This window comes from Streptomyces sp. S.PNR 29, assembly GCF_030386795.1.
In the GTDB taxonomy this organism is placed as follows: Bacteria; Actinomycetota; Actinomycetes; order Streptomycetales; family Streptomycetaceae; genus Streptomyces.
Window position 1 is genome coordinate 75,349 of the sequence record NZ_JANUQM010000014.1, and the last position, 25,554, is coordinate 100,902.

A 25,554-nucleotide genomic window follows, 5' to 3' on the forward strand; every position below is an offset into this window, starting at 1 on the left:
CCCTCTGGGAGCACGTTCGTGGCAGCCCTCGCACGCTGGTGTGTCCGACGACGCCTCGTCACCGTTCTGCTCTGGCTGCTCGCGTTCGCCGGAGTCACCGCGGGCGCCACCGTCACGGGCTCCGCCTACTCGAACGACTACAAGGTCCCCGGTACCGAGTCGGGCCGCGCCACCCAGCTGCTCGGACAGGGCTTCCCGGGGCTCGGCGGCGACAGCGACACCGTCGTGTGGCACACCACGTCCGGCACCGTCCGCGCCGCCGACGTCGAGCAGACGATGACGCGCACCCTCGACAGGATCGAGAACCTGCCCGGGGTGGCCACCGTGGCCGGCCCGTACGACGGTCAGGGGGCGGGCCGGATCAGCAAGGACGGACACACGGCGTACGCCACGGTCACCTTCGAGGACCAGGCCCAGGACATCGACAAGTCCGAGGCGCAGGCCGTCGTCGAGGCCGCCAAGGCCGCCGAGACCGACGGGCTTCAGGTGGAGCTGGGCGGCAGCGCCGTGGGCCTCACCGAGTCGAGCGGCGGGCATCTCGCCGAGGCCGTCGGCGTGATCGTCGCCGCCGTCGTGCTGTTCCTCGCCTTCGGTTCCCTCGCCGCCTCCCTGTTGCCCATCGCCACCGCGCTGGTCGGCGTCGGCACCGCGTACGCCGGGATCGTGCTGCTCGGGCACACCATGACCGTCGCCGACTTCGCGCCCATGCTGGGCATGCTGATCGGACTCGGCGTCGGCATCGACTACGCGCTGTTCATCGTGACCAGACACCGGCGCGGACTGAAGCGGGGGATGTCCGTCACCGAGGCGGCCACGAACGCCGTGGCGACCACGGGACGCGCGGTCGTCTTCGCGGGCGCCACCGTGTGCATCGCCCTGCTGGGCATGCTGATCCTCCGGCTGAGCTTCCTCAACGGCGTCGCCGTCGCCGCCTCGCTGACCGTCGTGCTGACGGTCGCGGCCTCCGTCACCCTGCTGCCGGCCCTGCTGTACCTCATCGGCATGCGCGCACTCAGCCGCCGCGAACGCCGACGGCTCGACGAACACGGACCCGAACCAGAACTGCCGACCGGGCTCGCCGCCCGCTGGTCGGCGTTCGTCGAGCGCCACCCCAAGGCGCTCGGTGCCATCGCCCTGGCCGTCATCACCGTCCTCGCGCTGCCCACGCTCGGCCTGCGCCTGGGCACCTCCGACCAGGGCAACGACCCGCGGACCACGACCACCCGCCAGGCGTACGACCTGCTCGCCGACGGCTTCGGGCCCGGCGTGAACGGCCCCCTCACCCTGGTCACCAAGGTCCACGGCGCCGAGGACCGGCTCGCCCTGGACAACCTCGACAGCACGCTCCGCGCCACCGAGGGCGTCGCGTCGGCGACCCCGGTGACGTACGACTCCGGCGGCGACACCGGGTACCTCACCGTCGTCCCCGACTCGGCCCCGCAGTCCCGGACGACCAGCGACCTCGTCGACCGGCTGCGCGACGAGGTGCTGCCGCGCGCCGAGGCCGGTACCTCGCTGGACGTGCAGGTCGGTGGCGTGACGGCGGGCTACGACGACTTCGCCGCCGTCATCGTCGACAAGCTGCCCCTGTTCGTCGGGGTCGTCATCGGCCTGGGATGCCTGCTGCTCCTGCTGGCCTTCCGGTCCGTCGGCATACCGCTGAAGGCCGCCGCGATGAACGTGGCCGCCGTCGCCGCGGCCTTCGGCATCGTCGTCGCGATCTTCCAATGGGGCTGGGGCAGTGAACTGCTCGGCCTCGGACGGGCCGGGCCGATAGAGCCCTTCCTCCCCGTGATCATGGTCTCGGTCCTCTTCGGGCTCTCCATGGACTACCAGGTCTTCCTGGTCAGCCGGATGTACGAGGAGTGGCTGGAGACCGGCGACAACCGGCGTGCCGTCCGCGTCGGCCTCGCCGAGACCAGCCGGGTGATCAACTCCGCCGCGGTCATCATGATCTCGGTGTTCCTGGCCTTCGTCCTCAGCGGCGACCGCGTGATAGCCATGTTCGGCATCGCCCTGGCCGCGGCCGTCGCCCTCGACGCCTTCGTCCTGCGCACCCTTCTCGTGCCCGCCCTGATGCACCTGCTCGGCGGCGCCAACTGGTGGCTGCCCCGCTGGCTCGACCGGCGCATGCCGCGGATCAGCATCGAAGCGCCCGAGGCCCGTGCCGCCCATGAGAGGCTGGCCGCCGCGACGGACGCCGAGGTGGCTGACGTCCTGGCGGAGGAGGAGCGGCAGCGGGATGTACGCGATACCACTGGGTGACGACGGAGCCGAACTGCGTCCCCTGGAGCCCTGGCACGCCGAGGAGTTCCTGGCCCACCTGGACCGGGGGAGGGACTTCATCAACCGGTACGTCCCCTTCGGCGCCCACGCCACGGACGTGACCTCCGCGCGGGAGCTGCTCCAGAAGTACGCCGACCTGCGCGCCGCCGACACCGCGACCCTGCACGGTCTGTGGCTGGAGAACAAGCTCGTCGGCGGGGTGCTCACCCTCAACTTCGACGCCGCGAACGGCAACTGCGAGGTCGGCTGCTGGCTGGAGCCCGCCGGCACCGGACGCGGCCTGGTCACCCGCGCGATGCGCGTCCTCATCGACTGGGCGGTCGAGGAGCGCGGCATCCACCGCATCGAGTGGGTCGCCGCCTCGGGCAACCGGCCCAGCCTCGACGTCGCCCGGCGACTCGGCATGACCCGCGACGGCGTACGCCGCGAGGCACACCCGTATGGTGGCGTACGGCACGACCTCGAAGTGTGGTCCGTGCTCGCCCCCGAGTGGCGTGCCGCACGCGCGCGTGCCGCTCACAGCGATCATTAAGAGACCTCTCAGACAGCGTCCGTACGGTGCGAGGCATGGGAACCAAGACAGTGGACGAGACCGGAGCCGCAACCGGCACCGAGACCAGGACCGACGAGGACAAGGTGGCCGTCACCAAGACCGAGACCGTGGACGAGGTGACGGACACCGACGTCGAAGCGGCGGCGGAAGGCGCGGAAGGGGACGCCCGGGAAGAGGGCCCCTCAGGCGTCGGCCAGGGCGCCGGCGCCGTCGTCTCCGCGGCGCTCGGCATCGTCTCGCTGACCGGCAGCTGGGTCGGGACCGTGGCCTCCGCGCGCGAGTCGCTCATCGGCCAGCTGCAGACCTCGGGCTCCTCCGACGTCAGCAAGATGATCAAGGAGGGGTACGGCGACGCCTGGCAGGCCAACGCGCTGTGGGGCGGGCTGTTCGCCCTGGCCGCGCTGCTCGTGGGCGTCTTCGTGCTCGCCCGGCCCGCCTTCGGGGCGCCCGGCAGGCCCCAGGCCCCGTGGATCAAGTCGGTCGCCTGGGCGGGCGTCGCGCTCGGTGTCGTCGGCCTGTTCCTGGCCGTCCTCAAGTACACCGGCATCCTGCTCGGACTGCCGTCCGCGGGCTAGCCACCCCAGCACCTTCAGGGGCCTCAGGCCCTCCCAGAGCACCTTAGGGAGGACCTGAGGCCCCTCCCGTACGTCTAAGGCCCCGCCCGGCGCCGAAGATGCGGAACTTACCCGATGTGGCCGGCCCACCTGGGAGACGAAGGTTGAGGCATCGCAGGGCTCGCGGTCAGCGAAGCCGAAACCGACCTCTCACCAGGGGAGTGCCATGTTCGAGTACGACCTTCAGCGATTCCGCTCCGCCGAACTGATCCGCCAGGCCGACCACCAGCGGCAGGTCCGCGAGGCCGTCCGGGCCCGCCGCGCCGCACGCCGGGAAGCGGCCGCACGGCACGGCTCCGAGGCCGAGGACCATACCCGCCGCTTCCGCCGGCACCGGTTCGCCCGGGTAGCGTGAGCGCCGGGGCACGCCAGGACGGCCGTACGGCACGGTCCCTGCCCGGGAGCGGGTCACGGGACCTGCCCGGGAGGGCGCCACTGCTCCCCGTTCCCGGGCATGCCGCGGCCGCCCTGGCGAAAACCGGTGCCGCGCTGTCGGAGGCTCGTGCGATGCTCGGGCCCGTGCAGACCAGGTCCGTCAGTCCCGTGTTCGTCGGCCGCACCGACGAGTTGGGCACATTGAACGACGCGCTCGCCCGCGCCGACGCGGCGGGCGAGCCGCAGGCTCTGCTGCTCGGCGGCGAGGCCGGCGTCGGCAAGACCCGCCTCGTCGAGGAGTTCGCCACGGCCGCCACCCGCCGGGGCGCCGTCGTCGCGCTGGGCGGCTGCGTCGAGATCGGCGCCGACGGGCTGCCCTTCGCCCCGTTCTCCACCGCGCTGCGCGCCCTGCGCCGCGAACTGCCGGACGCCCTGGCCGCCGCGGCCGCCGGACAGGAGGAGGAACTGGCCCGGCTGCTGCCCGAACTGGGCGAAACCGGCGCCGGGCGGCACGACGAGGAGGGCATGGCCCGCCTCTTCGAACTCACCGCGCGCCTGCTGGAACGCGTCGCCGCCGAGCACACCGTCGTCATCGCCCTGGAGGACCTGCACTGGGCCGACGCCTCCACCCGCCACCTGCTCGCCTACCTCTTCCGCACGCTGCGTACCGGCCGCCTCGTCGTCCTCGCCACCTACCGCTCCGACGACATCCACCGCCGACACCCGCTGCGCCCGCTCCTCGCCGAGCTGGACCGGCTGCGCACGGTCCACCGCATCGAACTCGGCCGCTTCAACCGGGAGGAGGTGAGCCGCCAGATCGCCGGCATCCTCGCCTGCGAACCCGACCCGCGCCAGGTCGACGAGATCTTCGAACGCTCCGACGGCAACGCCTTCTTCGTCGAGGAGCTCGCCGTCGCCGCACACGAGGGCTGCTGCACCGGCCTCACCGACTCCCTGCGCGACCTGCTCCTGGTCCGCGTCGAGGGCCTGCCCGAGTCCGCCCAGCGGGTCGTCCGGATCGTCGCCGAGGGCGGCTCCACCGTCGAGCACCGGCTGCTCGCCGCCGTCGCCCGGCTCGCCGAGGACGACCTCATCGAGGCGCTGCGGGCCGCCGTCAACGCGAACATCCTCAGCCCCGCGCCCGACGGCGACGGCTACCGCTTCCGCCACTCCCTGGTCCGCGAGGCCGTCAGCGACGACCTGCTGCCCGGCGAGCGCTCCCGCCTCAACCGCCGCTACGCCGAGGCCCTCCAGGCCGATCCGACGCTCGTGCCCGCCGCCGAGCACGTGATGCGCCTGGCCAGCCACTGGTACCACGCGCACGACGCCGCCCGGGCCCTGCCCGCCGTACTGGACGCCTCCGTCGAGGCCCGCCGCCGCCACGCCTACTCCGAGCAACTGCGGCTCCTGGAGCGGGCCATGGAGCTGTGGGACAACGTCCCCGACGAGGTACGGGCCACCCTGCGTCCCGTCGACTACACCGAGGCCTACCCGCCTTGCGGCTGCGACCCGGCCACCACGCCCCTGCGCTACCTCGACCTCATGGCCGAGGCCGCCGTCGCCGGACGGCTGTGCGGGGAGCGGGAACGCGCCCTGAAGATCACCAAGCGGGCGCTGCACCTGCTGGAGGACGAGCGGGACCCCCTGCGCTCCGCCTGGTTCTGGATCCAGCGCTCCCGGCTGGTCCAGGCGCAGGCCCGCGGTGACGGCTGGAAGGAGATCGGCACCGCGCAGGAACTGGTCCGCGGGCTGCCGCCGTCCGAGGTGCACGCCGAGGTGCTGGCCATGGCCGCCGGTTGGGCGATGCTCCACGAGCCCGGACCCGAAGCCGTGACCGCCGCCGAACGCGCCGTGGAGTACGCGCGCATGGTGGGCGCCGCCGACATCGAGTTCAACGCACGGCTCACGCTCGGCGGCCTCATGGTCGACGCGGGCCATATCGAAGCCGGCCTCGCGCAGATGTACGAGGTGAGAGACCTGGTCGTGGAGCAGGGCCGGCCCGGAGTGGTGGGCCGCAGCCATGTGAACCTGCCGTCCGTCCTGGAGAGCGTCGGCCGCTCCGAGGAGGCCGTCGGCATCCTGCGCGAGGGCCTGCGCCTCACACAGAAGATGGGCCTGCTGGAGTCCGAGGCATGGGTGTGGGCCAACCTCGCCGAGTCGCTCTTCTCCCTGGGGCGCTGGGAGGAGGCGGCCGAGGCCGCGACCAAGGCCCGGACCACCGGACAGGCCGTCAAGCCACGCGGCGGCGCCTGCCTCACGTGCTCCGCCATCGCGCTCGCCCGCGGGGAGGTGACCGAGGCCGCCCGGCTGCTCGCCGAGGCCCGCGCCTCCTACGGCACGCACGACCCCATGCCGCAGAACACCCTGCCCCTGGCCACCCTCACCGTCGGCGTCGCCGCCGCGGAGGGCCGCCTCCTCGACGCCCGAGCCGAACTGGAGCGCGCCCTCGACACCGGCTTCCCGCCCGGCACCCAGCGCTACGCCTGGCCGCTCCTGCTGGCCGCCGCCACCGCGGAGGCCGACGCACGCGGGCTGCGCACCGCCGAACAGGGCCGAGCCGAGGTGCTCGAACGCCTCGTCACATCCGCCAAGTCACTCACGACGGCCGCCCCCGTCTGGCTCGCCCACGAGAAGTGGGTCCGCGCCGAACTCCACCGCGCGGAGGGCCGGGACACCCCGGACGCCTGGTCGGAGGCGGTCACCGCCTTCGAGTGCCTGGAACGTCCCTACGAACTCGCCCGCGTCCGGCACCGGCTGGCCGAAGCCCTGCTCACGGCCGACTCCGGCGAGGACGAACGCGCTCGCGCCACGGAACTGCTCCGTCTCGCCCACGCCGTCGCCGACCACCTCGGGGCCCGCCCGCTCGCCGACGCCGTCACCCTGCTCGCCCAGCGCGCCCGCCTCACCCTCAGCCGCACGCCCGACCCGGCCCCCGCCCCCGCCGACCCGGCCGAGACCCTCGGCCTCACCAGCCGCGAACGCGACGTCCTGCGCCTCGTCGCCGTCGGCCGCAGCAACCGCCAGATAGCCGAGGAACTCTTCATCTCCCCCAAGACGGCCAGCGTCCACGTCTCCAACATCCTGGCCAAGCTCGGCGTCTCGGGCCGGGGCGAGGCGGCGGCGGTGGCCCATCGGCTCGGGCTGTTTCCGACGGGGGCCGGGGGACGCCTGGGAACGGGATAATGGAGACAGGCCCACAAGGGAGGAGCCGTGTTGTACCAGGTCGAGTTCACCGAGCGTGCCGCGGCTCAGCGTGACGCGCTTCTCGAGGTCGCTCCCGGGATAACCGTCGACTACATGGTGCACCGCGCCTTCCTGATCCTGGTCTCCGTGGCGGTCCTCGACCGATCGCTCATCGACGAGTAACCGGAGCCGCAGGGCGGCCGGGGGAAGGAACGCGATGTTCAACGCTTTCGAGGAACTGTTCTCACCCGGCCGCAAGCACACCCGCGACGAGAAGAAACGCCTGGAGCTGACCCGGATGGATGTCGGGGACAACGACCCGGGGCGCGGGCCGATAGACCTCGCTTCCGGGAAGGTCGTCGTCCGGGCACCGAAGCCGCCCGAGGGGGAGTCCGCCGCGGACGCTGACTGAGCGCCCCGGACATCACTTCACCCGCAGCTCCAGGATCCGGTCGTCCCCGTCCTTCGGATTGCCCCGGCCGTCCGTGTTGCTGGTCGTCAGCCACAGCTTGTCGCCGCCCGCCGCGACCACCGTGCGCAGCCGTCCGTACTCGCCCTCCAGGAAGGCCTGCAGATCGGCCGAGGCCTCCGTGCCCTTCAAGGGGACACGCCACAGGCGCTGACCGCGCAGGCCCGCCATCCATATCGAGCCCTCGGCGTACGCGATACCGCTGGGGGAGGCCTCGTCCGTCGTCCACTGGTCGATCGGATTGTGGAACCGCCCGTCGTCGGACCTGCCCTCCGCCTCCGGCCAGCCGTAGTTGTCGCCCGGCTTGATGGCGTTCAGCTCGTCCCAGGTGTTCTGTCCGAACTCCGAGGCGAACAGGCGCTGTCTGCCGTCCCAGGCGAGGCCCTGCACATTGCGGTGGCCGTACGAGTAGACGGGGGAGTCCGGGAAGGGGTTGCCCGGTGCCGGCTCGCCCTCGGGGGTCAGGCGCAGGATCTTGCCGCCGACCGACTCCTTGTCCTGGGACAGCCCCGTGTCACCGCTCTCGCCCGTGCCCACGTACAGCATCCTGTCCGGGCCGAAGGCGATCCGGCCACCGTTGTGGATCACGCCCTTGGGGATGCCCTTGAAGAGCGTGTCGGGCGCGCCCAACTGCTCGCCGGACGGCTTCTTCTCGTCGTACAGCATGCGGACGATGCGGTTGTCCGAGGCGGAGGTGAAGTAGGCGTAGACCATGTGGTCCGAGGCGTAGTCGGGGGAGAGCGCGATGCCGAGCAGGCCGCCCTCGCCGGCCGGCGACACCCCCGGCACCTCGCCCAGCTCGGTCTTCCTGCCCGACTCGGCGTCGACCCGTGTGATCGTGCCGTCGTCGCGGGAGGCGACCAGCAGGTCGCCCTCGGGCAGCGGAGCGAGCCCCCAGGGGCTGTTCAGTCCCGTGGCGACCGTGCGGACCACCTTCACCGAGCCCTGGGCGGGAGGGGTCTCCTCGGCCTGCCGCGAGGACGACGACTGCGGTGCCGTACGGCTCGGGGACGCGCTCGCCTGTCCGGCCGGTCCTCCGCCGTCGGAGGAGCAGCCGGCCGTCAGCAGGAGCGCGGCGGCGGCCGACACGGCCGTCACGGCTCGACGTTGCACGATCTTGGTCCCTTCGACGCGGCGGGTTCTACCTGTCTTACACCGCTCGCGCCCCACAGGTTCCCGATCAGTGAAAGTCGAAGCGCCCACCCTTCAACGACCGGTCGACCGGGTGCCGTTTCAGTCCCACGACCCCTGAGCGGCCGGCAGCTCCGCCACCTCGGTCAGATCCTGTTCCGTCAGCCGGAGCCCGGCCGCGCCCGCGTTCTCGCTCACCCACCGCTCCTGCTTGGTGCCCGGCACCGCGACCACGTGCCGTCCCTGCGCCAGCACCCAGGCCAGCGCCACCTGCGCGGGCGTGACCCCGTCGCCGTGCCGGGCCGCGATGCGGCGCAGTCCCGCCACGATCGGCTGATTCGCGGCCATCATCTCGGCCGTGAAGCGGGGGTGCCGGGCGCGGAGGTCGTCCGGTTCGAAGCCCCCGCCGGGCGTCAGCGTGCCGGTCAGAAAGCCGTTGCCGAGCGGCATCGCGGCCAGGAAGCCGACACCGCGCGCCTCGCACCACGGAAGCAGCGCCTCCAGCGCCTCCGGCGACCACACCGACAGCTCCGCCTCCACCGCGCTCACCGGGAAGACCTGCTGCACCCGCTCCAGCTGCCGGATCGTCGTGTCGTGCAGCCGCGCCCCGGGCCGCCGCGCCGACCGCGCCCCCACCGCGCACAGCCCCAGGGCCCGGACCTTCCCGGCCCGGACGAGCTCCGCCATCGCCCCCCAGGTCTCCTCCACCGGAACCTCCGGGTCCGCCCGGTGCAGCTGGTAGAGGTCGATGACATCCGTCTGCAACCGCCTGAGCGAGGCGTCACAGGCCCGCCTCACATACCCGGGCCGGCCGTTGGCCACGATGTGCTGGTCGCCCACCAGCAGGCCGACCTTGGTCGACACGAAGGCGTCCTGGCGTCGCTCCTTGAGTGCCCGGCCCACCAGCAGCTCGTTGGTGAACGGGCCGTACATGTCGGCTGTGTCCAGCAGTGTCGAACCCAGGTCGAGCGCCCGGTGCACCGCCCTGAGCGACTCCTCGCCCCGCTGCCGCGAGGCGGTGTACGCCCAGCTCATCGGCATGCACCCGAGTCCGACGGCCCCCACCGCGAGCGCCGCCGCGCCGATCGTCCTGCGCTCCACCTGCTCGTGACCCTCCCTTTCCTGGCCACCCCAACCTAACCTCTGCGCGGACGTGTGCCTGACATAGCCTCCAGACCATGACTGCTGACGTGTGGCTGCCCATCCCGCCCGACGAGATCCAAGGTCTCCCCGAGGGGCCTCACTACCGCTTCTGGAACGGTGCCGAGGACTTCCCCGCGGACCCGGCCGACTGCGCGTTCTACGTCGTGCCCTACATGAAGCCCGCCGCGCTCTGCGTCCGCCCCCTGCCGGACATGACCTCCGTGCAGGTCGTCCAGACGCTCTCCGCCGGCACCGACAACGTCGAGCCCGGCCTGAAGCACCTGCGTCCGGGTGTACGGCTGTGCAACGCGCGCGGGGTGCACGAGGCCAGCACCGCGGAACTCACGCTCGCGCTGATCCTCGCGTCGCTGCGCGGCATCCCGGACTTCGTACGGGCCCAGGACCGGGGGGAGTGGCTCGGCGGGTTCCGGCCCGCGCTGGCCGACAAGAACGTCCTCATCGTGGGGTACGGATCGATCGGTGAGGCGATCGAGGACCGGCTCGTTCCCTTCGAGGTGGCGCGGGTGGCGCGCGTCGCGCGCTCTGAGCGCACCACGGCGCGCGGACCCGTGCACCCGCTCACCGACCTGCCCTCCCTGCTCCCCGAGGCCGACGTCGTCGTCCTGTCCACGCCGCTCACCGAGGCCACCCGCCACCTCGCGGGCGCGGAGTTCCTCGCCCGGATGAAGGACGGCGCCCTCCTCGTGAACGTGGCCCGCGGCCCCGTCATCGACACCAAGGCGCTGCTCGCCGAGCTGGAGACCGGCCGCATCACCGCCGCCCTCGACGTGACCGACCCCGAGCCGCTGCCGCCGGGGCACCCCCTGTGGCAGGCGCCCGGCCTGCTCATCAGCCCGCACGTCGGCGGGCCGACGTCCGCCTTCCGGCCGCGCGCCGAACGGCTGCTGGTGGACCAGTTGAGGCGTTTCGTGAACCGGGAGCCGCTGCGCAACGTGATCCTTACGACGGGCGCAACCGGCGCGTGACCGGCGCGACGGCGCATCCGTCGCACCCGGCACGCCATCGACTTCGGGCACCCTCCGCAATCTTCCGGATGCGGTGGGTATCCGTATTCCCAGTGGTGGTCACGGAGCGTAGAGAGGCTATGTCCCTGAGTGACGAGACTGGTGTATCGTCCCGACAGGGGCTGCGCCGCGCACCGTACGGCGCCGGGGATGGACACTTCAGAACTGTGAGGGGGGCGACGGGCGATGCACGGCCTATGGACGAACGATCCGACGCGGCGGGGCCGCCGGCGGCGACCCTGGCGGACGGCCGCGCGCGGGCGCGGTCAGCACGGCAGTCACCACAGCCATCACCAGCGCAGGCACGGCGGCCGCGGGAGGCATGCCCACCCGGCGCACCGGGACCCGCGGAACCCGGGTGCCCCGCGGACCTGGGGGACCCCGTGAGTGCCCCCCCGACGTCCACGCCCACCCTCGACGGAGCGCTGCGGCCACAGCCTTCGCCGAGGACGCCGCTGCCCCGCCCGCCGGCCTCCGGCAGCGGGTCGGGCCTGGTCCTCCAGCTGGTTCTGGCCCTGGTCTGCGCGGGATACGCCGTCGGTTCCGCGTTCGGCTGGGGCTCGGGCCGGCTCGCCCTGATCATGGGCGACTTCGGGCTGGCCGCCGCGGCGGGCGCCGCCGCCGTCTCCTGCTTCCTCTACGCCCGCAGCCGCCGCGTCCGCTTTCGACCCGCCTGGCTGCTGTTCGCCCTCTCCTCGGCGATGGCGGCCCTGGGCAACGTGGTCTGGGGGTGGTACGAGGTCGTCCTGGACCAGGAGGTACCCAGCCCCTCCTACGCCGACCTGTTCTTCCTGTGCTTCGCACCGCCCGCCATCGTGGGGCTGCTGGTGCTCGCCAAGCGGCCGGTGACGAAGGCGGGATGGGTCTGCCTGGCGCTGGACGCCTGGCTGATCGGCGGCTCGCTGCTGACCCTGTCCTGGAGCCTGGCACTCGCGCAGGCGGCCAAGGCCGACGGGTCGAGCGTGGCGCACACGGCGCTGTCGCTGGCGTACCCGCTGCTCGACATCGCCCTGGTCAGCATGGTGCTCGCGCTGCACTTCCGGCGCTCCGGGGTGAACCGTCCCGCGGTCAACACCGCGATCGGCGCGCTCGCCCTGACCGTCATGTGCGACGCCCTGTTCACCTCGCCGCTGCTGCACAACAACTACCACTCCGGCCAGTTGCTCGACGCCGGCTGGTTCGCCGGCTCGCTGCTGCTCGCGTACGCCCCCTGGGCGGGGGCCCGGCGCGGCCGGCCGACGGACGACGACGGGCACACGCGCGTGGTGCACGAGCACGTTCCGGGGCAGCGCTCCGCCGGTCACCACCCCTCCGTGCCCGCGCAGGGAGGTGAGCACAGCAGCAGGTACCTCGCCGGGCGGCCCACCGCGGGGTCCCTGGCCGCGCTCACGCCCTATCTCGCCGCGGCCGTCTGCACCCTGGGGATCCTGTACAACGTCCTCAACGGCCACAGCGTCGACCGCGTGGTGCTCCTGACCGGCGGCACGGTCGTGCTCGCCCTCGTGGTGCGCCAGGGCATCATGCTGATCGACAACATCACCCTCACCCAGGAACTGGCGCAGCAGGAGAACCACTTCCGCTCCCTGGTGCAGGGCTCCAGCGACGTCATCATGATCGCCGCGCCCAGCGGCATCCTGCGGTACGTCTCCCCGGCCGCCGCCGGGGTCTACGGACGCCCCGCCGAGGAACTGGTGGGGACGGAACTGGCCCATCTCATCCACCCGGAGGACCTGGGCTGCGTGGTCCACGAGGTGCGCCGCTTCCTCGCCGCCAACCCGGTCGAGGAGCCCACTACGCGCATCGAGTGCCGTTTCCGGTCCGGTGAGGGCGGCTGGCTGAACGTCGAGTCGACTGTCAACCGCCATCACGGCGGCCTCATCTTCAACAGCCGGGACGTGACCGAACGAGTCCGCCTGCAGGCGCAGCTCCAGCACAACGCCGAGCACGACCCGCTGACCGACCTGCCCAACCGCGCCCTGTTCACCAAGCGCGTCCAGCAGGCCCTGTCCGGCCGCCGCGCCACCGACCGGGGCACCGCCCTGCGCAACACGGCCGTCCTCTTCATCGACCTCGACGGCTTCAAGGCCGTCAACGACACCATCGGGCACCAGGCCGGCGACGAACTGCTCGTCCAGGCCGCCCGCAGACTCCACGAGGCGGTCCGGCAGGGCGACACCGCCTCCCGGCTGGGCGGCGACGAGTTCGCGGCCCTCATCGTCGGGGACTGCACACGTGACCGGTCCGCCCGGGAACGGCACATCCTGGAGCTCGCCGACCGCCTCAGGGTGACGCTGTCACAGCCGTACCTCATCGACGGCAACGACGTCCGTGTCAACGCCTCCATCGGCGTGGCCTTCGCCGAACCCGGCCTGGGCGCGGGCGAGTTGCTGCGCAACGCCGACCTCGCCATGTACCGCGCCAAGGCGGGCGGCAAGGGCCGTGTCGAGCTGTACAAGCCGCAGATGCAGCAGGACGTCGTACGCAAGGCGGAGCTCGCCACCCGTCTGCGGGCCGCGCTGCACGACGGCGAGTTCACGCTGCTGCACCAGCCGGTGGTGTGCCTGGAGAACGGCCGGATCGCGTCGGTCTCCGCCCAGGCGCGCTGGCGTTCCTCCCAGGGAGTGCTCTTCACCCCCGCCGAGTTCCTGCGCGTGGCCGAGGACAGCGACAAGGCCGCGGAGCTGGGCCGGTGGGTGCTGGAGGAGGCCGTCGAGCAGGCCGCCCAGCGGCAGGCGACCGGTCTGGCCGTGCCCGTGGGCGTGCGGATGAGCGCCCGCCGCCTGCTGGACCGGTCCATGCCGCTCGCCTCGATCGAGGCACTGCTGACCCGGCACGGGCTGCCGTCCGGAGCGCTGATGATCGAGCTGTCCGACACCGACCCGAGAGTCGGCCTGGACGACCTGGAGCGCCGGCTGAACGCCCTCAAGCGGATCGGCGTCCGGATCGCGCTGGACGGCTTCGGCAGCGGCTACGGGGCGATCACGGCTCTCAGGAGGCTCCCCGTCGACGTCCTCAAACTCGACCGCAGTCTGGTCGAGGGCGTCGTCGAGTCCGCGCGGCTGCACAAGATCACCAGTGGGCTGCTGCGGATCGCCGCCGACCTCGGGCTGCAGTCGGTGGCCGACGGGGTGGACCTTCCCGAGCAGGTCGACGCCCTGCGCGCGATGGGGTGCACGCACGGGCAGGGCATGGCCTTCTCGGCGCCGCTGGACGAGTACCGGCTGCGCCGGGTGCTGGGCCGCGGTCACTACCCGGTGCCGCACGGACCGGCCGAGCCCGCGTTCGCGGGCGGCGGTACGGGGGTGTACACCAATGGTGTGACGGCCAGTGGTGTGACCACCGTCTTCTCAGGCGGCACGGCCCTACGCTCACATAATGAGACTCCCGTCCCACCCACTTGACAGTGAGTGCGTGCCGGGGGGAGGGTCTGTGCCATGCGCACCCGAATTCTCGTACTTGGAAAGCGCGTCGGCTGACGCTGAGCTCTGACCGCTCAGCGATCCCACCCGGCGCGCTCCCCTCGCTTGCCCTATGGCACGAGGGGTTTTTTGTTGCACAGGCACCTGCCGTACAGCAGCCGCACTCCGCACAAACCTCGCAAAAACCCTCGCAAAAACCTCAGCATCGAGAAGAGAATGCCGATGACCGAGCAGGCCACCGGGGCCCAACACCCGCAGCCCCGGCCCCGACCCGGAGGACAGCAGTCCGCACCCGTCGAGCACGTCACGGGCGCGCAGTCCCTCATCCGCTCGCTTGAGGAGGTCGGCGCCGACACGGTATTCGGCATTCCCGGCGGTGCGATCCTTCCGGCGTACGACCCGCTGATGGACTCCACCAAGGTGCGCCACGTCCTCGCCCGGCACGAGCAGGGCGCCGGCCACGCCGCCACGGGATACGCGCAGGCCACCGGCAAGGTCGGCGTCTGCATGGCGACCTCCGGCCCCGGCGCCACCAACCTGGTCACGCCGATCGCCGACGCCCACATGGACTCGGTGCCGCTGGTCGCGATCACCGGCCAGGTCGCCTCCTCGGCCATCGGCACGGACGCCTTCCAGGAGGCGGACATCGTCGGCATCACCATGCCGGTCACCAAGCACAACTTCCTCGTCACCAAGGCCGAGGACATCCCGCGGGTCATCGCGCAGGCGTTCCACATCGCCTCCACCGGCCGCCCCGGCCCGGTCCTGGTCGACATCGCCAAGGACGCGCTCCAGGCGAAGACCACCTTCACCTGGCCGCCCACCATGGACCTGCCCGGCTACCGCCCGGTGACCAAGCCGCACGCCAAGCAGATCCGCGAGGCCGCCAAGCTGATCACCAGCGCCAGGCGGCCGGTCCTGTACGTCGGCGGCGGCGTCCTGAAGGCCCAGGCCACCGCTGAGCTGAAGGTCCTCGCGGAACTCACCGGAGCGCCCGTCGTCACCACCCTGATGGCACGCGGCGCCTTCCCCGACAGCCACTCGCTGCACGTGGGAATGCCGGGCATGCACGGTTCGGTCACCGCCGTCGCCGCGCTGCAGAAGGCCGACCTGATCGTCGCCCTCGGAGCCCGATTCGACGACCGCGTCACCGGCCGGCTGGACAGCTTCGCCCCGTACGCCAAGATCGTCCACGCCGATATCGACCCGGCCGAGATCGGCAAGAACCGCGCCGCCGACGTGCCGATCGTCGGTGACGCCCGCGAGGTCATCGCCGACCTGGTCCAGGCCGTGCAGAAGGAGCACAGCGAGGGCCACCAGGGCGACTACGCCGCCTGGTGGAAGGACCTCAACCGCTGGCGCGAGACCTACCCGCTCGGCTACGACGAGCCGGACGACGGCTCGCTCTCCCCGCAGCAGGTCATCGAGCGCATCGGGCAGCTCGCCCCGGAGGGCACGATCTTCGCCGCGGGCGTCGGCCAGCACCAGATGTGGGCCTCGCAGTTCATCAAGTACGAGAAGCCGGGCACCTGGCTGAACTCCGGCGGCGCCGGAACCATGGGCTACGCGGTTCCGGCCGCCATGGGCGCCAAGGCCGGAGCCCCGGACCGGGTGGTCTGGGCGATCGACGGCGACGGCTGCTTCCAGATGACCAACCAGGAGCTCACCACCTGCGCCCTGAACAACATCCCGATCAAGGTCGCCGTCATCAACAACGGCGCCCTCGGGATGGTCCGCCAGTGGCAGACGCTCTTCTACAACCAGCGGTACTCCAACACCGTCCTGCACTCCGGGCCCGACGACGTCAACCCGCAGGCCAGGGGCACCCGTATCCCCGACTTCGTGAAGCTGTCGGAGGCCATGGGCTGCCACGCCATCCGCTGCGAGGACCCGGCCGACCTCGACAAGGTCATCGAGGAGGCGAACTCCATCAACGACCGCCCGGTCGTCGTCGACTTCATCGTCCACGAGGACGCGATGGTGTGGCCGATGGTCGCCGCCGGCACCTCCAACGACGAGATCATGGCCGCCCGGGACGTCCGCCCCGACTTCGGCGACAACGAAGACGACTGAGAGCCGCAGGTAAAGGAAGCAGACCATGTCCAAGCACACGCTCTCCGTCCTGGTGGAGAACACGCCGGGCATCCTCGCCCGGATCGCCGCCCTGTTCTCCCGCCGCGGTTTCAACATCGACTCGCTCGCCGTCGGCGTCACCGAGCACCCCGACATCTCCCGCATCACCATCGTGGTGAACGTCGAGGACCTGCCGCTGGAGCAGGTGACCAAGCAGCTCAACAAGCTGGTCAACGTGCTGAAGATCGTCGAACTCGACCCGTCGCAGGCCGTCCAGCGCGAACTCGTCCTGGTGAAGGTCCGCGCCGACAACGAGACGCGCTCGCAGATCGTCGAGATCGTCCAGCTGTTCCGCGCCAAGACCGTCGACGTCTCCCCGGAGGCCGTCACCATCGAGGCCACGGGCAGCAGCGACAAGCTGTCGGCCATGCTGAAGATGCTGGAGCCGTACGGAATCAAGGAGCTCGTCCAGTCCGGCACGATCGCGATCGGACGCGGTGCCCGTTCGATCACGGACCGGTCTCTACGCGCACTCGACCGGTCGGCGTAACACTCGTCGACGAAGCATGCATGACCGGAAACGGGCGGCCCGGCGAGTCGTCGGCCGCCCGTATTCCGAGACCCCGAGACTTACCTCCCCCTCACCGTCATACGGTGGGACGCAACATCTGCACCCCAAGGAGAGAACCCAAAGTGGCCGAGCTGTTCTACGACGCCGACGCCGACCTGTCCATCATCCAGGGCCGCAAGGTCGCGGTCATCGGGTACGGCAGCCAGGGCCACGCCCACGCGCTGTCGCTCCGTGACTCGGGTGTCGACGTGCGTGTCGGTCTGCACGAGGGCTCGAAGTCCAAGGCCAAGGCCGAGGAGCAGGGCCTGCGCGTGGTGACCCCGTCCGAGGCCGCCGCCGAGGCCGACGTCATCATGATCCTCGTCCCGGACCCGATCCAGGCCCAGGTCTACGAGGAGCACATCGCGCCGAATCTGAACGACGGCGACGCCCTCTTCTTCGGCCATGGCTTCAACATCCGCTTCGGCTTCATCAAGCCCCCGGCCGGCGTGGACGTCTGCATGGTCGCCCCGAAGGGCCCGGGCCACCTGGTCCGCCGCCAGTACGAGGAGGGCCGCGGCGTGCCCTGCATCGCGGCCGTCGAGCAGGACGCCACGGGCAACGCCTTCGCCCTGGCCCTGTCGTACGCCAAGGGCATCGGCGGCACCCGCGCCGGCGTCATCAAGACGACCTTCACCGAGGAGACCGAGACCGACCTGTTCGGTGAGCAGGCCGTCCTCTGCGGTGGTACGGCCGCGCTGGTCAAGGCGGGCTTCGAGACGCTGACCGAGGCGGGCTACCAGCCGGAGATCGCCTACTTCGAGTGCCTGCACGAGCTGAAGCTCATCGTCGACCTCATGTACGAGGGCGGCCTGGAGAAGATGCGCTGGTCGATCTCCGAGACCGCCGAGTGGGGCGACTACGTCACCGGCCCGCGCATCATCACCGACGCCACCAAGGCCGAGATGAAGAAGGTCCTCGCCGAGATCCAGGACGGCTCCTTCGCCCAGAACTGGATGGACGAGTACCACGGCGGTCTGAAGAAGTACAACGAGTACAAGCAGCAGGACTCCGAGCACCTGCTGGAGACCACCGGCAAGGAGCTGCGCAAGCTCATGAGCTGGGTCAACGAGGAGGCGTGAGCCGCGGTCCGGCTGCGGCACCGGGTGAACCCCCGGTGGCCGCGGCCGGACCTTTTCTCGTCACTTCTCGCGTCACCTTTCCCATCCGGGTGATCCTTCCGCAGAGGCGTAAGACGACCTCCGCCACGCCACTAGACTGCTGTACAACAAACGCGTCAGGCCCACAGCGTCGTGCGTCTTCCACGCGGCCACCACCCCTCCACCGCCAGCGGCCGTCGGGACGGCCGTCCGCATTGGACATGTGAGGACTCACGTGAGCTCGAAACCCGTCGTACTCATCGCCGAAGAGCTGTCGCCCGCCACCGTCGACGCGCTCGGGCCGGACTTCGAGATCCGCCACTGCAACGGAGCGGACCGCGCCGAACTGCTCCCGGCCATCGCCGACGTGGACGCGATCCTGATCCGTTCGGCCACCAAGGTCGACGCCGAGGCGATCGCCGCCGCGAACAAGCTCAAGGTCGTCGCACGAGCCGGCGTCGGCCTGGACAACGTCGACGTCTCCGCCGCCACCAAGGCCGGCGTGATGGTCGTCAACGCCCCCACCTCGAACATCGTGACGGCCGCCGAGCTGGCCTGTGGCCTGATCCTCGCCAGCGCGCGCAACATCCCGCAGGCCAACGCCGCGCTGAAGAACGGCGAGTGGAAGCGCAGCAAGTACACGGGTGTGGAGCTCGCCGAGAAGACCCTCGGCGTGGTCGGCCTCGGCCGCATCGGCGCCCTCGTCGCGCAGCGCATGTCGGCCTTCGGCATGAAGGTCGTCGCCTACGACCCCTACGTACAGCCCGCGCGGGCCGCGCAGATGGGCGTCAAGGTGCTGTCGCTGGACGAGCTGCTCGAGGTCTCCGACTTCATCACCGTCCACCTGCCCAAGACCCCCGAGACCGTCGGCCTCATCGGCGACGAGGCGCTGCGCAAGGTCAAGCCGAGCGTGCGCATCGTCAACGCCGCGCGCGGCGGGATCGTCGACGAGGAGGCGCTGTACTCCGCGCTGAAGGAGGGCCGGGTCGCCGGTGCCGGTCTGGACGTGTACGCGAAGGAGCCGTGCACGGACTCGCCGCTGTTCGAGTTCGACCAGGTCGTGTGCACCCCGCACCTCGGCGCCTCCACCGACGAGGCGCAGGAGAAGGCCGGTATCGCCGTCGCCAAGTCGGTGCGCCTCGCCCTCGCCGGTGAGCTGGTCCCGGACGCGGTGAACGTCCAGGGCGGTGTCATCGCCGAGGACGTCAAGCCGGGTCTGCCGCTCGCCGAGCGCCTCGGCCGTATCTTCACCGCGCTCGCCGGTGAGGTCGCCGTCCGCCTCGACGTCGAGGTGTACGGCGAGATCACCCAGCACGACGTGAAGGTGCTGGAGCTCAGCGCCCTCAAGGGTGTGTTCGAGGACGTCGTGGACGAGACGGTGTCGTACGTCAACGCGCCGCTGTTCGCCCAGGAGCGGGGTGTCGAGGTCCGCCTCACCACCAGCTCCGAGGCGACCGACCACCGCAACGTCGTCACCGTGCGCGGCACCCTCTCGGACGGCGAGGAGGTGTCGGTCTCCGGCACGCTGGCCGGTCCCAAGCACCTCCAGAAGATCGTCGCCGTCGGCGAGTACGACGTCGACCTCGCGCTCGCCGAGCACATGGTCGTCCTGAAGTACGAGGACCGTCCGGGCGTCGTCGGTACCGTGGGCCGCATCCTCGGCGAGGCGGGCATCAACATCGCCGGCATGCAGGTCGCCCGCGCGGCGGCGGGCGGCGAGGCGCTGGCGGTGCTCACCGTCGACGACACGGTGTCCTCCGGGGTGCTGGCCGAGGTCGCGGAGGAGATCGGGGCCACGTCGGCCCGGTCGGTGAACCTGGTCTGACCTGACCTGACCTGACCTGACCTGACCTGACGTGACCGACCCGAACCTGATCAACACGAACGCCGGACGGGATGGACTGCCCGTCCGGCGTTCGTCGTGGGCGCGCCTGCTCAGACGGCGGCCTTCTCCGGCTCCGGTGTCTCCTCGCGCAGGCGCACCCGTCGCAGCGTGAGCGCCGCCGGTACCGACGCCCCCGCCAGCAGCACCGCTCCCGCGATCGCCGCCGCGTGCATACCGCTGGTGAAGGCCTCGCGGGCCGCCGTCGCCAGGGCGTCGCCCGCGCGGACCGGAAGCTGCTCCGCGACGGCCAGTGCGGTGCCCAACGTCTCGTCGGCCGGGGCCGGTGCCGAGACCGGCATCTCGTGGCGGTAGACCGCCGTACCGATGGAGCCGAGCACCGCCAGGCTCAGCGCGCCGCCGAACTCGGCGGCGGTCTCCATGAGGGACGAGGCCGAGCCCGCCTTCTCCACCGGTGCCGTGCCCATGACCAGGTCGGCGAGCTGGGACATCACCACGACGGCCCCGCAGGCCAGGGCGGCGCACGCGGCCAGCAGCAGCCACAGGGAGTCCGTGCCCGTGAGGATCAGCAGCCCGTAGCCGCCCGCGGTGGTCAGGAAGCCACCGGCGACGACGTGCGCCCGGTGCACTCCCCGCTGCACGAGCCGGTTCGCGATGACTCCCGCGAAGCCGATCGGCACCGACGGCAGCAGGCTCCACAGCGCCGCCTCCAGGGCGCTCTTGCCGAGGACCGACTGGATGTACTGCGTGGTGAAGTAGGCGGAGCCCATCATCCCGAAGGCGGAGACGAGGTAGAGGACGAGCGCCGGACCGAAGCCGGGGCCGCGGAACAGCGCCGGTGAGACGAGCGGGGAGTGGCTCGTGCGCTGGCGGTGGACGAAGAGCGCGGCGAAGAGCAGGCCGACGGTCACCGACAGCACGTACCGCACGTTCCAGCCCTCCGAGGGGATCTCCTTCAGGCCGTAGATCACCGGCAGGACCGCCGCCATGGACAGCGGCACGCTCAGCAGGTCGAAGCGGCCCGGCTCGGGGTTCCTCGCCTCGGGCAGCAGCACCGGGCCGACGGCCAGGAGCAGCACCATCGCGGGCAGGTTGACCAGGAAGACCGAGCCCCACCAGAAGTGCTCGACGAGCAGGCCGCTCATCACCGAGCCGAGCGCGATCCCGGCCGTCATCACGCCGGACCACAGGCCGAGCGCCTTCGCACGCTCATCCGGGTCCGTGAACATCGTGCGGATCAGCGCCATCGTGGACGGCATCAGTGTCGCGCCCCCGAGGCCGAGGACCGCTCGGGCCGCGATCAGTGTCTCGGCGCTGTTCGCGTACGCCGCCAGCAGCGAGGCCGCGCCGAAGGCGGCGGCGCCGATCAGCAGCAGCCTGCGGCGGCCGATGCGGTCGCCGAGCGAGCCCATCGTCATCAGCAGGCCGGCCAGTACGAATCCGTAGATGTCGAAGATCCACAGCTGTTGTGTGCCGCTCGGCTGCAGGTCCGCGCTGATCGCCGGGATGGCGAAGTAGAGGACGGAGACGTCCATGGAGACCAGGAGCAGCGGCAGCATCAGCACGCCCAGGGCGGTCCATTCGCGGCGGCCGGCACGGGGCCCGGGAGCGGTGCTCGTCGAGTTCGTCATGCCGGTGACTGTACGAGCGTATTAAACGTCTGTCTAGAACAACTGTATAAGTCATGCGTATAGGACGGCTGTATGGATCGGCGGTAGGGTGGCCCGCATGGGACACCGTGAGGATCTGCTCGAAGGCGCCAAGCGCTGCCTGCTGGCCAAGGGCTTCGTGCGCACCACCGCGCGCGACATCGTCAAGGAGTCGGGGACCAACCTGGCCTCGATCGGCTACCACTACGGCTCGAAGGACGCGCTGCTCGCGCAGGCGTACGTCGAGATGGTCGAGGGAATGTCCGGCGCCTTCGACGGGGGCGGTGAGATCCGTGGGGAGCCCGGCTCGCTGGAGCGCTTCGCCGAGGTGTGGTCGAACATCATCGGCACCATGCGGGAGCCCGGTTCGATGTGGCGGCTCAGCATGGAGATCGTGGCCATGGGGGACCAGCTGCCCGAGGTGCGGGAGCATCTGGCGCGGGCCCAGCGGGAGGGCGCGCGCGGCATCGTCACGATCTTCCACGGCGGGCGTGAGGAGGACCTTCCGGAAGAGACCGTGGACACCCTCGGCTACTTCTACCTGACCCTGATGATGGGGCTCATGGCGCAGTGGACCTTCGATCCCAAGAGCGCGCCCGAGGCCGGCCAGTTGACGGAAGGGCTTCGCCAGGTGATCGAGGGCGTCAGGCGGAGCTGATCCGCCCGTCCCGCATCTCGATCACCCGGTCCGCGAAACGCCGTACGACCGCCCGGTCGTGGCAGATGAACAGGTAGCCGAGGCCGAGGTCGTCCTGGAGGTCGGCGAGCAGGTTCAGCACGCCGGCCCGCACCGAGGGGTCGAGGGCGGAGACCGGTTCGTCGAGGACGAGCAGGCGCGGTCCGGAGGCCAGCGCCCGTGCTATTCCGGCGCGCTGGCACTGGCCGCCGGACAGTTCGTGCGGCAGGCGGTCCCCGTACGACGGGTCGAGGCCGACCCGGTCGAGCAGTTCGGCCACGCGGGCAGGACCGTCGGCGCTCCAGCGGCCCTGGACCTTCAGCGGTTCCGCCACCGCGTCGCGGATGCGGTGGCGGGGGCTGAGGGAGCCGTAGGGGTCCTGGAAGACGGGCTGCATACGGGGGCGGAGCGGGCGCAGCTCGCGTTCCGTCAGGCCGGTCAACTCCCGCCCCTCGAAGCGGACTTCACCCCCGTCCGAGCGGCGCAGCCGGAGTACCGCCAGAGCCGTGGAGGACTTGCCGCAGCCGGAGGGGCCGTTCAGGGCGAGGGTCTCCCCGGCGTCCAGCGTGAAGGAGACGTGGTCCACCGCCGTCACCGTCCCGTACCGGACGACGAGGTCACGGACGTCGAGCAGGGGAGTGCTCATGCGGGCTGCTCCTCCTGGAACAACGCGAAGGCGGGGTGCGGGAGCTCGTCCGGGCGGTGGCAGGCGACCAGCCGTCCGTCCATCGCCGTCGGCTCCGGTTCCCGCTGATGGCAGAGGTCCGCCGCGAGCGGGCAGCGCGGCGCGAAGGCGCAGCCCGGCGGCAGGGTGCCCGGGGCGGGCGGGGTGCCGCGCAGGGCGGGGAGGCGGCGGCCGGGGGGCGCGTGCTGGGGGAGGGAGGCCAGCAGGCCCGCCGTGTAGGGGGCCCGGGGACGGCCCAGCACCTGATCGGCCGGGCCGAGTTCGGTGAGGCGCCCGGCGTACATGACCAGGACGCGGTCCGCCTGGTCCCGTACGACGTCCATGTCGTGCGTGACGAGGACCAGCGCGGCGCCGACCGCCTCCCGCTGTTCGGCCAGCACCCGGAGCACCTGGTCCCGGTGCTCCTCGTCCAGTGCGGTGGTGGGCTCGTCGGCGACCACCACGTCCGGCTCGTTGATCGTGGCCATGGCGACGACCGCCCGCTGCCGCATGCCGCCGGAGTACTCGTGGGGATAGGCCCGCGCCCTGCGGGCGGCGTCCGGGATGCCGACGCGCTCCAGTGCCGCGACCGCCCGGGCCCGGGCCCGGGCGCGGGAGACGCGGGTCACCGACCGTACGGCGGCGGCGAGTTGGTCGCCGACGGGGTGGACGGGGGAGAGGGCGGACAGGGCGTCCTGCGGGACGAGGGCGATACGGCGGCCGCGGTGTGCCGACAGATCGGGCCGTATCGTCCCGCTCGTCGTCGCGCCGCGCGGCACCATCCCCAGCAGCGCCCTCGCCGTGAGGGACTTGCCCGCCCCCGACTCGCCGACGAGGGCGAGCACTTCGCGCGGTCGGACGTCGAAGGACAGGCCGCGCACTGCCTCGACCCCGCCGAAGGCGATCCGCAGATCGCGCACCGACAGCAGCGGCCCGGACTCCCACGTCTCCGACTTCAACGGCACTGACTGCGACGGCACTGACTGCAACGGCTCAGACTCCACCGGGGGCCTCCTTCACGGCCATGTTCCTGGTCACGCTCCGGCCTTGTGCGTACGCCGCTCCCGACACCGCCAGCCCCGCCAGGAGGGCCAGTGCCACGGCCGGGGCGAGGGCAGCCCAGGGGGCGCGTTCCACGTAGGCGCGGGACTCGTCGAGCAGCAGTCCCCACTCGGGGGCGGGCGGCTGGGCGCCGAGGCCGAGGAAACCGAGGGACGCCAGGGCGAGGGCGATGCCGGGCAGGCGCAGCAGGGCGTGGCGGGCGACCGGGGCGGCGACCGTCGGCAGGACGTGCCGGGTGAGGATCCACAACGGGCTCGCGCCGATGGCCCGTTGTGCCGTCAGGAACGCCGACGCGCGCACCTCCTGCACGAGTGCCGCGGCGTGCGCGGACAACGCCGGCCAGGAGATCAGGGCGACCGCCAGGGCCGCCCCGCCCGTGCCGGGGCCGACGGCGGCGGCGACCAGGATGCCGACGATCACCGGGGGCAGCGCGTTGGCGATGTCCGCCGCGCCCGCCGCGACACCGGGTACGAAGCCCAGTGCGAGCGCGACCAGCAGACTCAGCAGGCAGATCGCGGCGGCCGTGCCGACCGTCGAGGCGGCGCCATGGCCGAGCCGGGCGAGCACATCACGGCCGAGGGCGTCGGTGCCGAGCGGGTGCGCCCAGGAGGGGGTGGCGAGGCGGGCCGTGGTGTCCACGGTGTACGGGTCGCGCAGCAGGCCCCAGCCGATCGTGAGCGCGAGCAGTGTGAACAGGGACGACGGGATCGCCGGGTGTGTACGGACCGGGCGGGCAGGAGGCAGCGCGAGGGCGGCGTCACGCAGGGCCGGGCCCAGCAGCCGGCGCCGTGTGAACGCCGCCACCGCGCCCGTGACCAGGCCGAGCGCCAGCAGGGCCAGAACGGAGCCCTGGAGCAGCGGCAGATCCTGCGACTTGGCCGCACCGAGGGCGGTCCGTCCGATGCCGGGCACCGCGAACACCGTCTCCACGGCGACCGCGCCGCCGGTCAGGCCGACGGCGACCATCCCGAACTGCGGCACCAGCGGCGGCAGGACGCGCCGCAGGGCTGCCCCCGCGATCCGCGCCCGGCTCACCCCGGCGCCCCGCCACAGCTCCACCCACCGCTCGTCCAGCACGGCAGGCAGCGCGTCCGCGACCAACCGCCCGAGCAGCCCGCCCGCGGGGACGCCGAGGGCGATCGCGGGCAGCACCAGATGAACGGGGCCCTGCCAGCCGGATGTCGGCAACCACCCCAGCCACACGCCACACACCAGCAGCGCGACAGTGGCCAGCAGGAACTCGGGTACGGCGGCCGGCATGGCGGCGAAGGCGCCGGCCGACCCCCGTCCCCGTACCAGCACCGGCGCCACCAGCGTGGCGGCCAGCAGCACCGCCACGCCGAGTGCCGCGCCCATCAGTCCCAGCGAGACCTGGACCCCGGCGACCACGGATGGCAGGACGTCGGTTCCCGACACCCAGGAGGTGCCGAAGTCGCCGCGGAGCAGGTCGGTGGCCCAACTCCCCAGCAGGGAAACGGGACCGGCGTCCAGGCCGAGGTCCTCGCGGATCGCGGCCAGGGCCTCCTCGGTCGCCTCCTGCTCGGCCGACCGGGCGCGCAGCACCGAGAGCGCCGGGTCCCGGCGGGAGAGCCAGGGCAGCAGGCCGACGGCGGCCAGGACGGCGACCCCACAGAGCAGGCGGGCCGGCACCGCCGGGCTGACCGCTTTCCTTGTCATGC

Annotated in this window: 20 protein-coding genes; 14 read left to right on the forward strand and 6 right to left on the reverse strand. The window is 71.8% G+C overall.

The features are described 5' to 3' along the window. Positions 1 to 18: 18 nt before the first annotated feature. The 7 genes from NW895_RS31980 (at position 19) to NW895_RS32010 (ending at position 7,423) form a co-directional block, all read left to right on the forward strand. On the forward strand, positions 19 to 2,265 hold the full coding sequence (locus NW895_RS31980; protein WP_289940024.1) for an MMPL family transporter: 2,247 nt from the start codon (positions 19 to 21) through the stop codon (positions 2,263 to 2,265). Continuing rightward, the gene (locus NW895_RS31985) at positions 2,243 to 2,818 is read left to right on the forward strand and encodes a GNAT family protein (RefSeq protein WP_289940025.1); all 576 of its coding nucleotides are present in this window, start codon (positions 2,243 to 2,245) and stop codon (positions 2,816 to 2,818) included. The genes NW895_RS31980 and NW895_RS31985 overlap by 23 nt, the downstream gene beginning before the upstream one ends. A 35-nt stretch (positions 2,819 to 2,853) precedes the next feature. Then, positions 2,854 to 3,414: a hypothetical protein gene (locus tag NW895_RS31990; RefSeq protein WP_289940026.1), complete on the forward strand. Its 561-nt coding sequence runs from the start codon at positions 2,854 to 2,856 to the stop codon at positions 3,412 to 3,414. 205 nt (positions 3,415 to 3,619) lie between these two features. After that, on the forward strand, positions 3,620 to 3,808 hold the full coding sequence (locus NW895_RS31995) for a hypothetical protein (protein ID WP_289940027.1): 189 nt from the start codon (positions 3,620 to 3,622) through the stop codon (positions 3,806 to 3,808). Between the two features lie 152 nt (positions 3,809 to 3,960). After that, on the forward strand, positions 3,961 to 7,011 hold the full coding sequence (locus tag NW895_RS32000; protein ID WP_289940028.1) for a helix-turn-helix transcriptional regulator: 3,051 nt from the start codon (positions 3,961 to 3,963) through the stop codon (positions 7,009 to 7,011). A gap of 27 nt (positions 7,012 to 7,038) precedes the next feature. Further along, positions 7,039 to 7,194, forward strand: a complete 156-nt coding sequence (locus NW895_RS32005) for a hypothetical protein (RefSeq protein WP_289940029.1) — start codon at positions 7,039 to 7,041, stop codon at positions 7,192 to 7,194. A gap of 34 nt (positions 7,195 to 7,228) precedes the next feature. Beyond that, the gene (locus NW895_RS32010; protein ID WP_289940030.1) at positions 7,229 to 7,423 is read left to right on the forward strand and encodes a DUF6191 domain-containing protein; all 195 of its coding nucleotides are present in this window, start codon (positions 7,229 to 7,231) and stop codon (positions 7,421 to 7,423) included. A 12-nt stretch (positions 7,424 to 7,435) separates the two neighbouring features. On the opposite strand, the gene NW895_RS32015 is transcribed toward NW895_RS32010, so the two are convergent. Both NW895_RS32015 and NW895_RS32020 read right to left on the reverse strand, forming a co-directional pair. Next, positions 7,436 to 8,593, reverse strand: a complete 1,158-nt coding sequence (locus tag NW895_RS32015) for a PQQ-dependent sugar dehydrogenase (RefSeq protein WP_289940032.1) — start codon at positions 8,591 to 8,593, stop codon at positions 7,436 to 7,438. 120 nt (positions 8,594 to 8,713) lie between these two features. Then, a complete protein-coding gene (locus NW895_RS32020; protein WP_289940033.1) occupies positions 8,714 to 9,712 on the reverse strand; it encodes an aldo/keto reductase in 999 nt (332 codons plus the stop codon). 77 nt (positions 9,713 to 9,789) lie between these two features. Between NW895_RS32020 and NW895_RS32025 the strand changes: the two genes are divergently transcribed. The 6 genes from NW895_RS32025 to serA all read left to right on the forward strand — a co-directional run bounded on the left by NW895_RS32025 (position 9,790) and on the right by serA (position 19,806). Then, positions 9,790 to 10,740 (forward strand): 2-hydroxyacid dehydrogenase, encoded by a 951-nt coding sequence (locus NW895_RS32025; RefSeq protein WP_289940035.1) that lies wholly within the window; start codon positions 9,790 to 9,792, stop codon positions 10,738 to 10,740. A gap of 422 nt (positions 10,741 to 11,162) precedes the next feature. Then, positions 11,163 to 14,180, forward strand: a complete 3,018-nt coding sequence (locus NW895_RS32030; RefSeq protein WP_289940037.1) for an EAL domain-containing protein — start codon at positions 11,163 to 11,165, stop codon at positions 14,178 to 14,180. 240 nt (positions 14,181 to 14,420) lie between these two features. Next, complete coding sequence (locus tag NW895_RS32035; RefSeq protein ID WP_289940039.1) at positions 14,421 to 16,271, forward strand: acetolactate synthase large subunit; 1,851 nt, start codon at positions 14,421 to 14,423, stop codon at positions 16,269 to 16,271. Positions 16,272 to 16,296: 25 nt separating this feature from the next. Continuing rightward, positions 16,297 to 16,821, forward strand: coding sequence for an acetolactate synthase small subunit (gene ilvN, locus NW895_RS32040; RefSeq protein ID WP_289940040.1), 525 nt, complete (start codon positions 16,297 to 16,299; stop codon positions 16,819 to 16,821). Positions 16,822 to 16,964: 143 nt separating this feature from the next. Then, on the forward strand, positions 16,965 to 17,963 hold the full coding sequence (gene ilvC / locus NW895_RS32045) for a ketol-acid reductoisomerase (RefSeq protein WP_289940041.1): 999 nt from the start codon (positions 16,965 to 16,967) through the stop codon (positions 17,961 to 17,963). A 253-nt stretch (positions 17,964 to 18,216) separates the two neighbouring features. Then, a complete protein-coding gene (gene serA, locus NW895_RS32050; RefSeq protein ID WP_289940042.1) occupies positions 18,217 to 19,806 on the forward strand; it encodes a phosphoglycerate dehydrogenase in 1,590 nt (529 codons plus the stop codon). A 110-nt stretch (positions 19,807 to 19,916) separates the two neighbouring features. On the opposite strand, the gene NW895_RS32055 is transcribed toward serA, so the two are convergent. Beyond that, positions 19,917 to 21,455, reverse strand: a complete 1,539-nt coding sequence (locus tag NW895_RS32055) for an MFS transporter (protein WP_289940044.1) — start codon at positions 21,453 to 21,455, stop codon at positions 19,917 to 19,919. Between the two features lie 97 nt (positions 21,456 to 21,552). On the opposite strand from NW895_RS32055, the gene NW895_RS32060 reads away from it, so the two are divergent. Further along, a complete protein-coding gene (locus NW895_RS32060) occupies positions 21,553 to 22,131 on the forward strand; it encodes a TetR/AcrR family transcriptional regulator (RefSeq protein ID WP_289940045.1) in 579 nt (192 codons plus the stop codon). Here NW895_RS32060 and NW895_RS32065 read toward each other — a convergent pair. From NW895_RS32065 to NW895_RS32075, 3 genes are read right to left on the reverse strand one after another with little or no spacing between them, the layout of a single operon-like run. Further along, positions 22,118 to 22,795: a dipeptide/oligopeptide/nickel ABC transporter ATP-binding protein gene (locus NW895_RS32065; protein ID WP_289940046.1), complete on the reverse strand. Its 678-nt coding sequence runs from the start codon at positions 22,793 to 22,795 to the stop codon at positions 22,118 to 22,120. The genes NW895_RS32060 and NW895_RS32065 overlap by 14 nt on opposite strands. After that, positions 22,792 to 23,772 carry an ABC transporter ATP-binding protein gene (locus NW895_RS32070; protein ID WP_289940047.1) on the reverse strand — a complete coding sequence of 327 codons (981 nt, stop codon included), beginning with the start codon at positions 23,770 to 23,772 and terminating at the stop codon, positions 22,792 to 22,794. Before NW895_RS32070 ends, NW895_RS32065 begins: the two co-directional genes overlap by 4 nt. A 34-nt stretch (positions 23,773 to 23,806) precedes the next feature. Further along, positions 23,807 to 25,552, reverse strand: coding sequence for an ABC transporter permease subunit (locus NW895_RS32075; protein WP_289940049.1), 1,746 nt, complete (start codon positions 25,550 to 25,552; stop codon positions 23,807 to 23,809). Positions 25,553 to 25,554 lie beyond the last annotated feature (2 nt).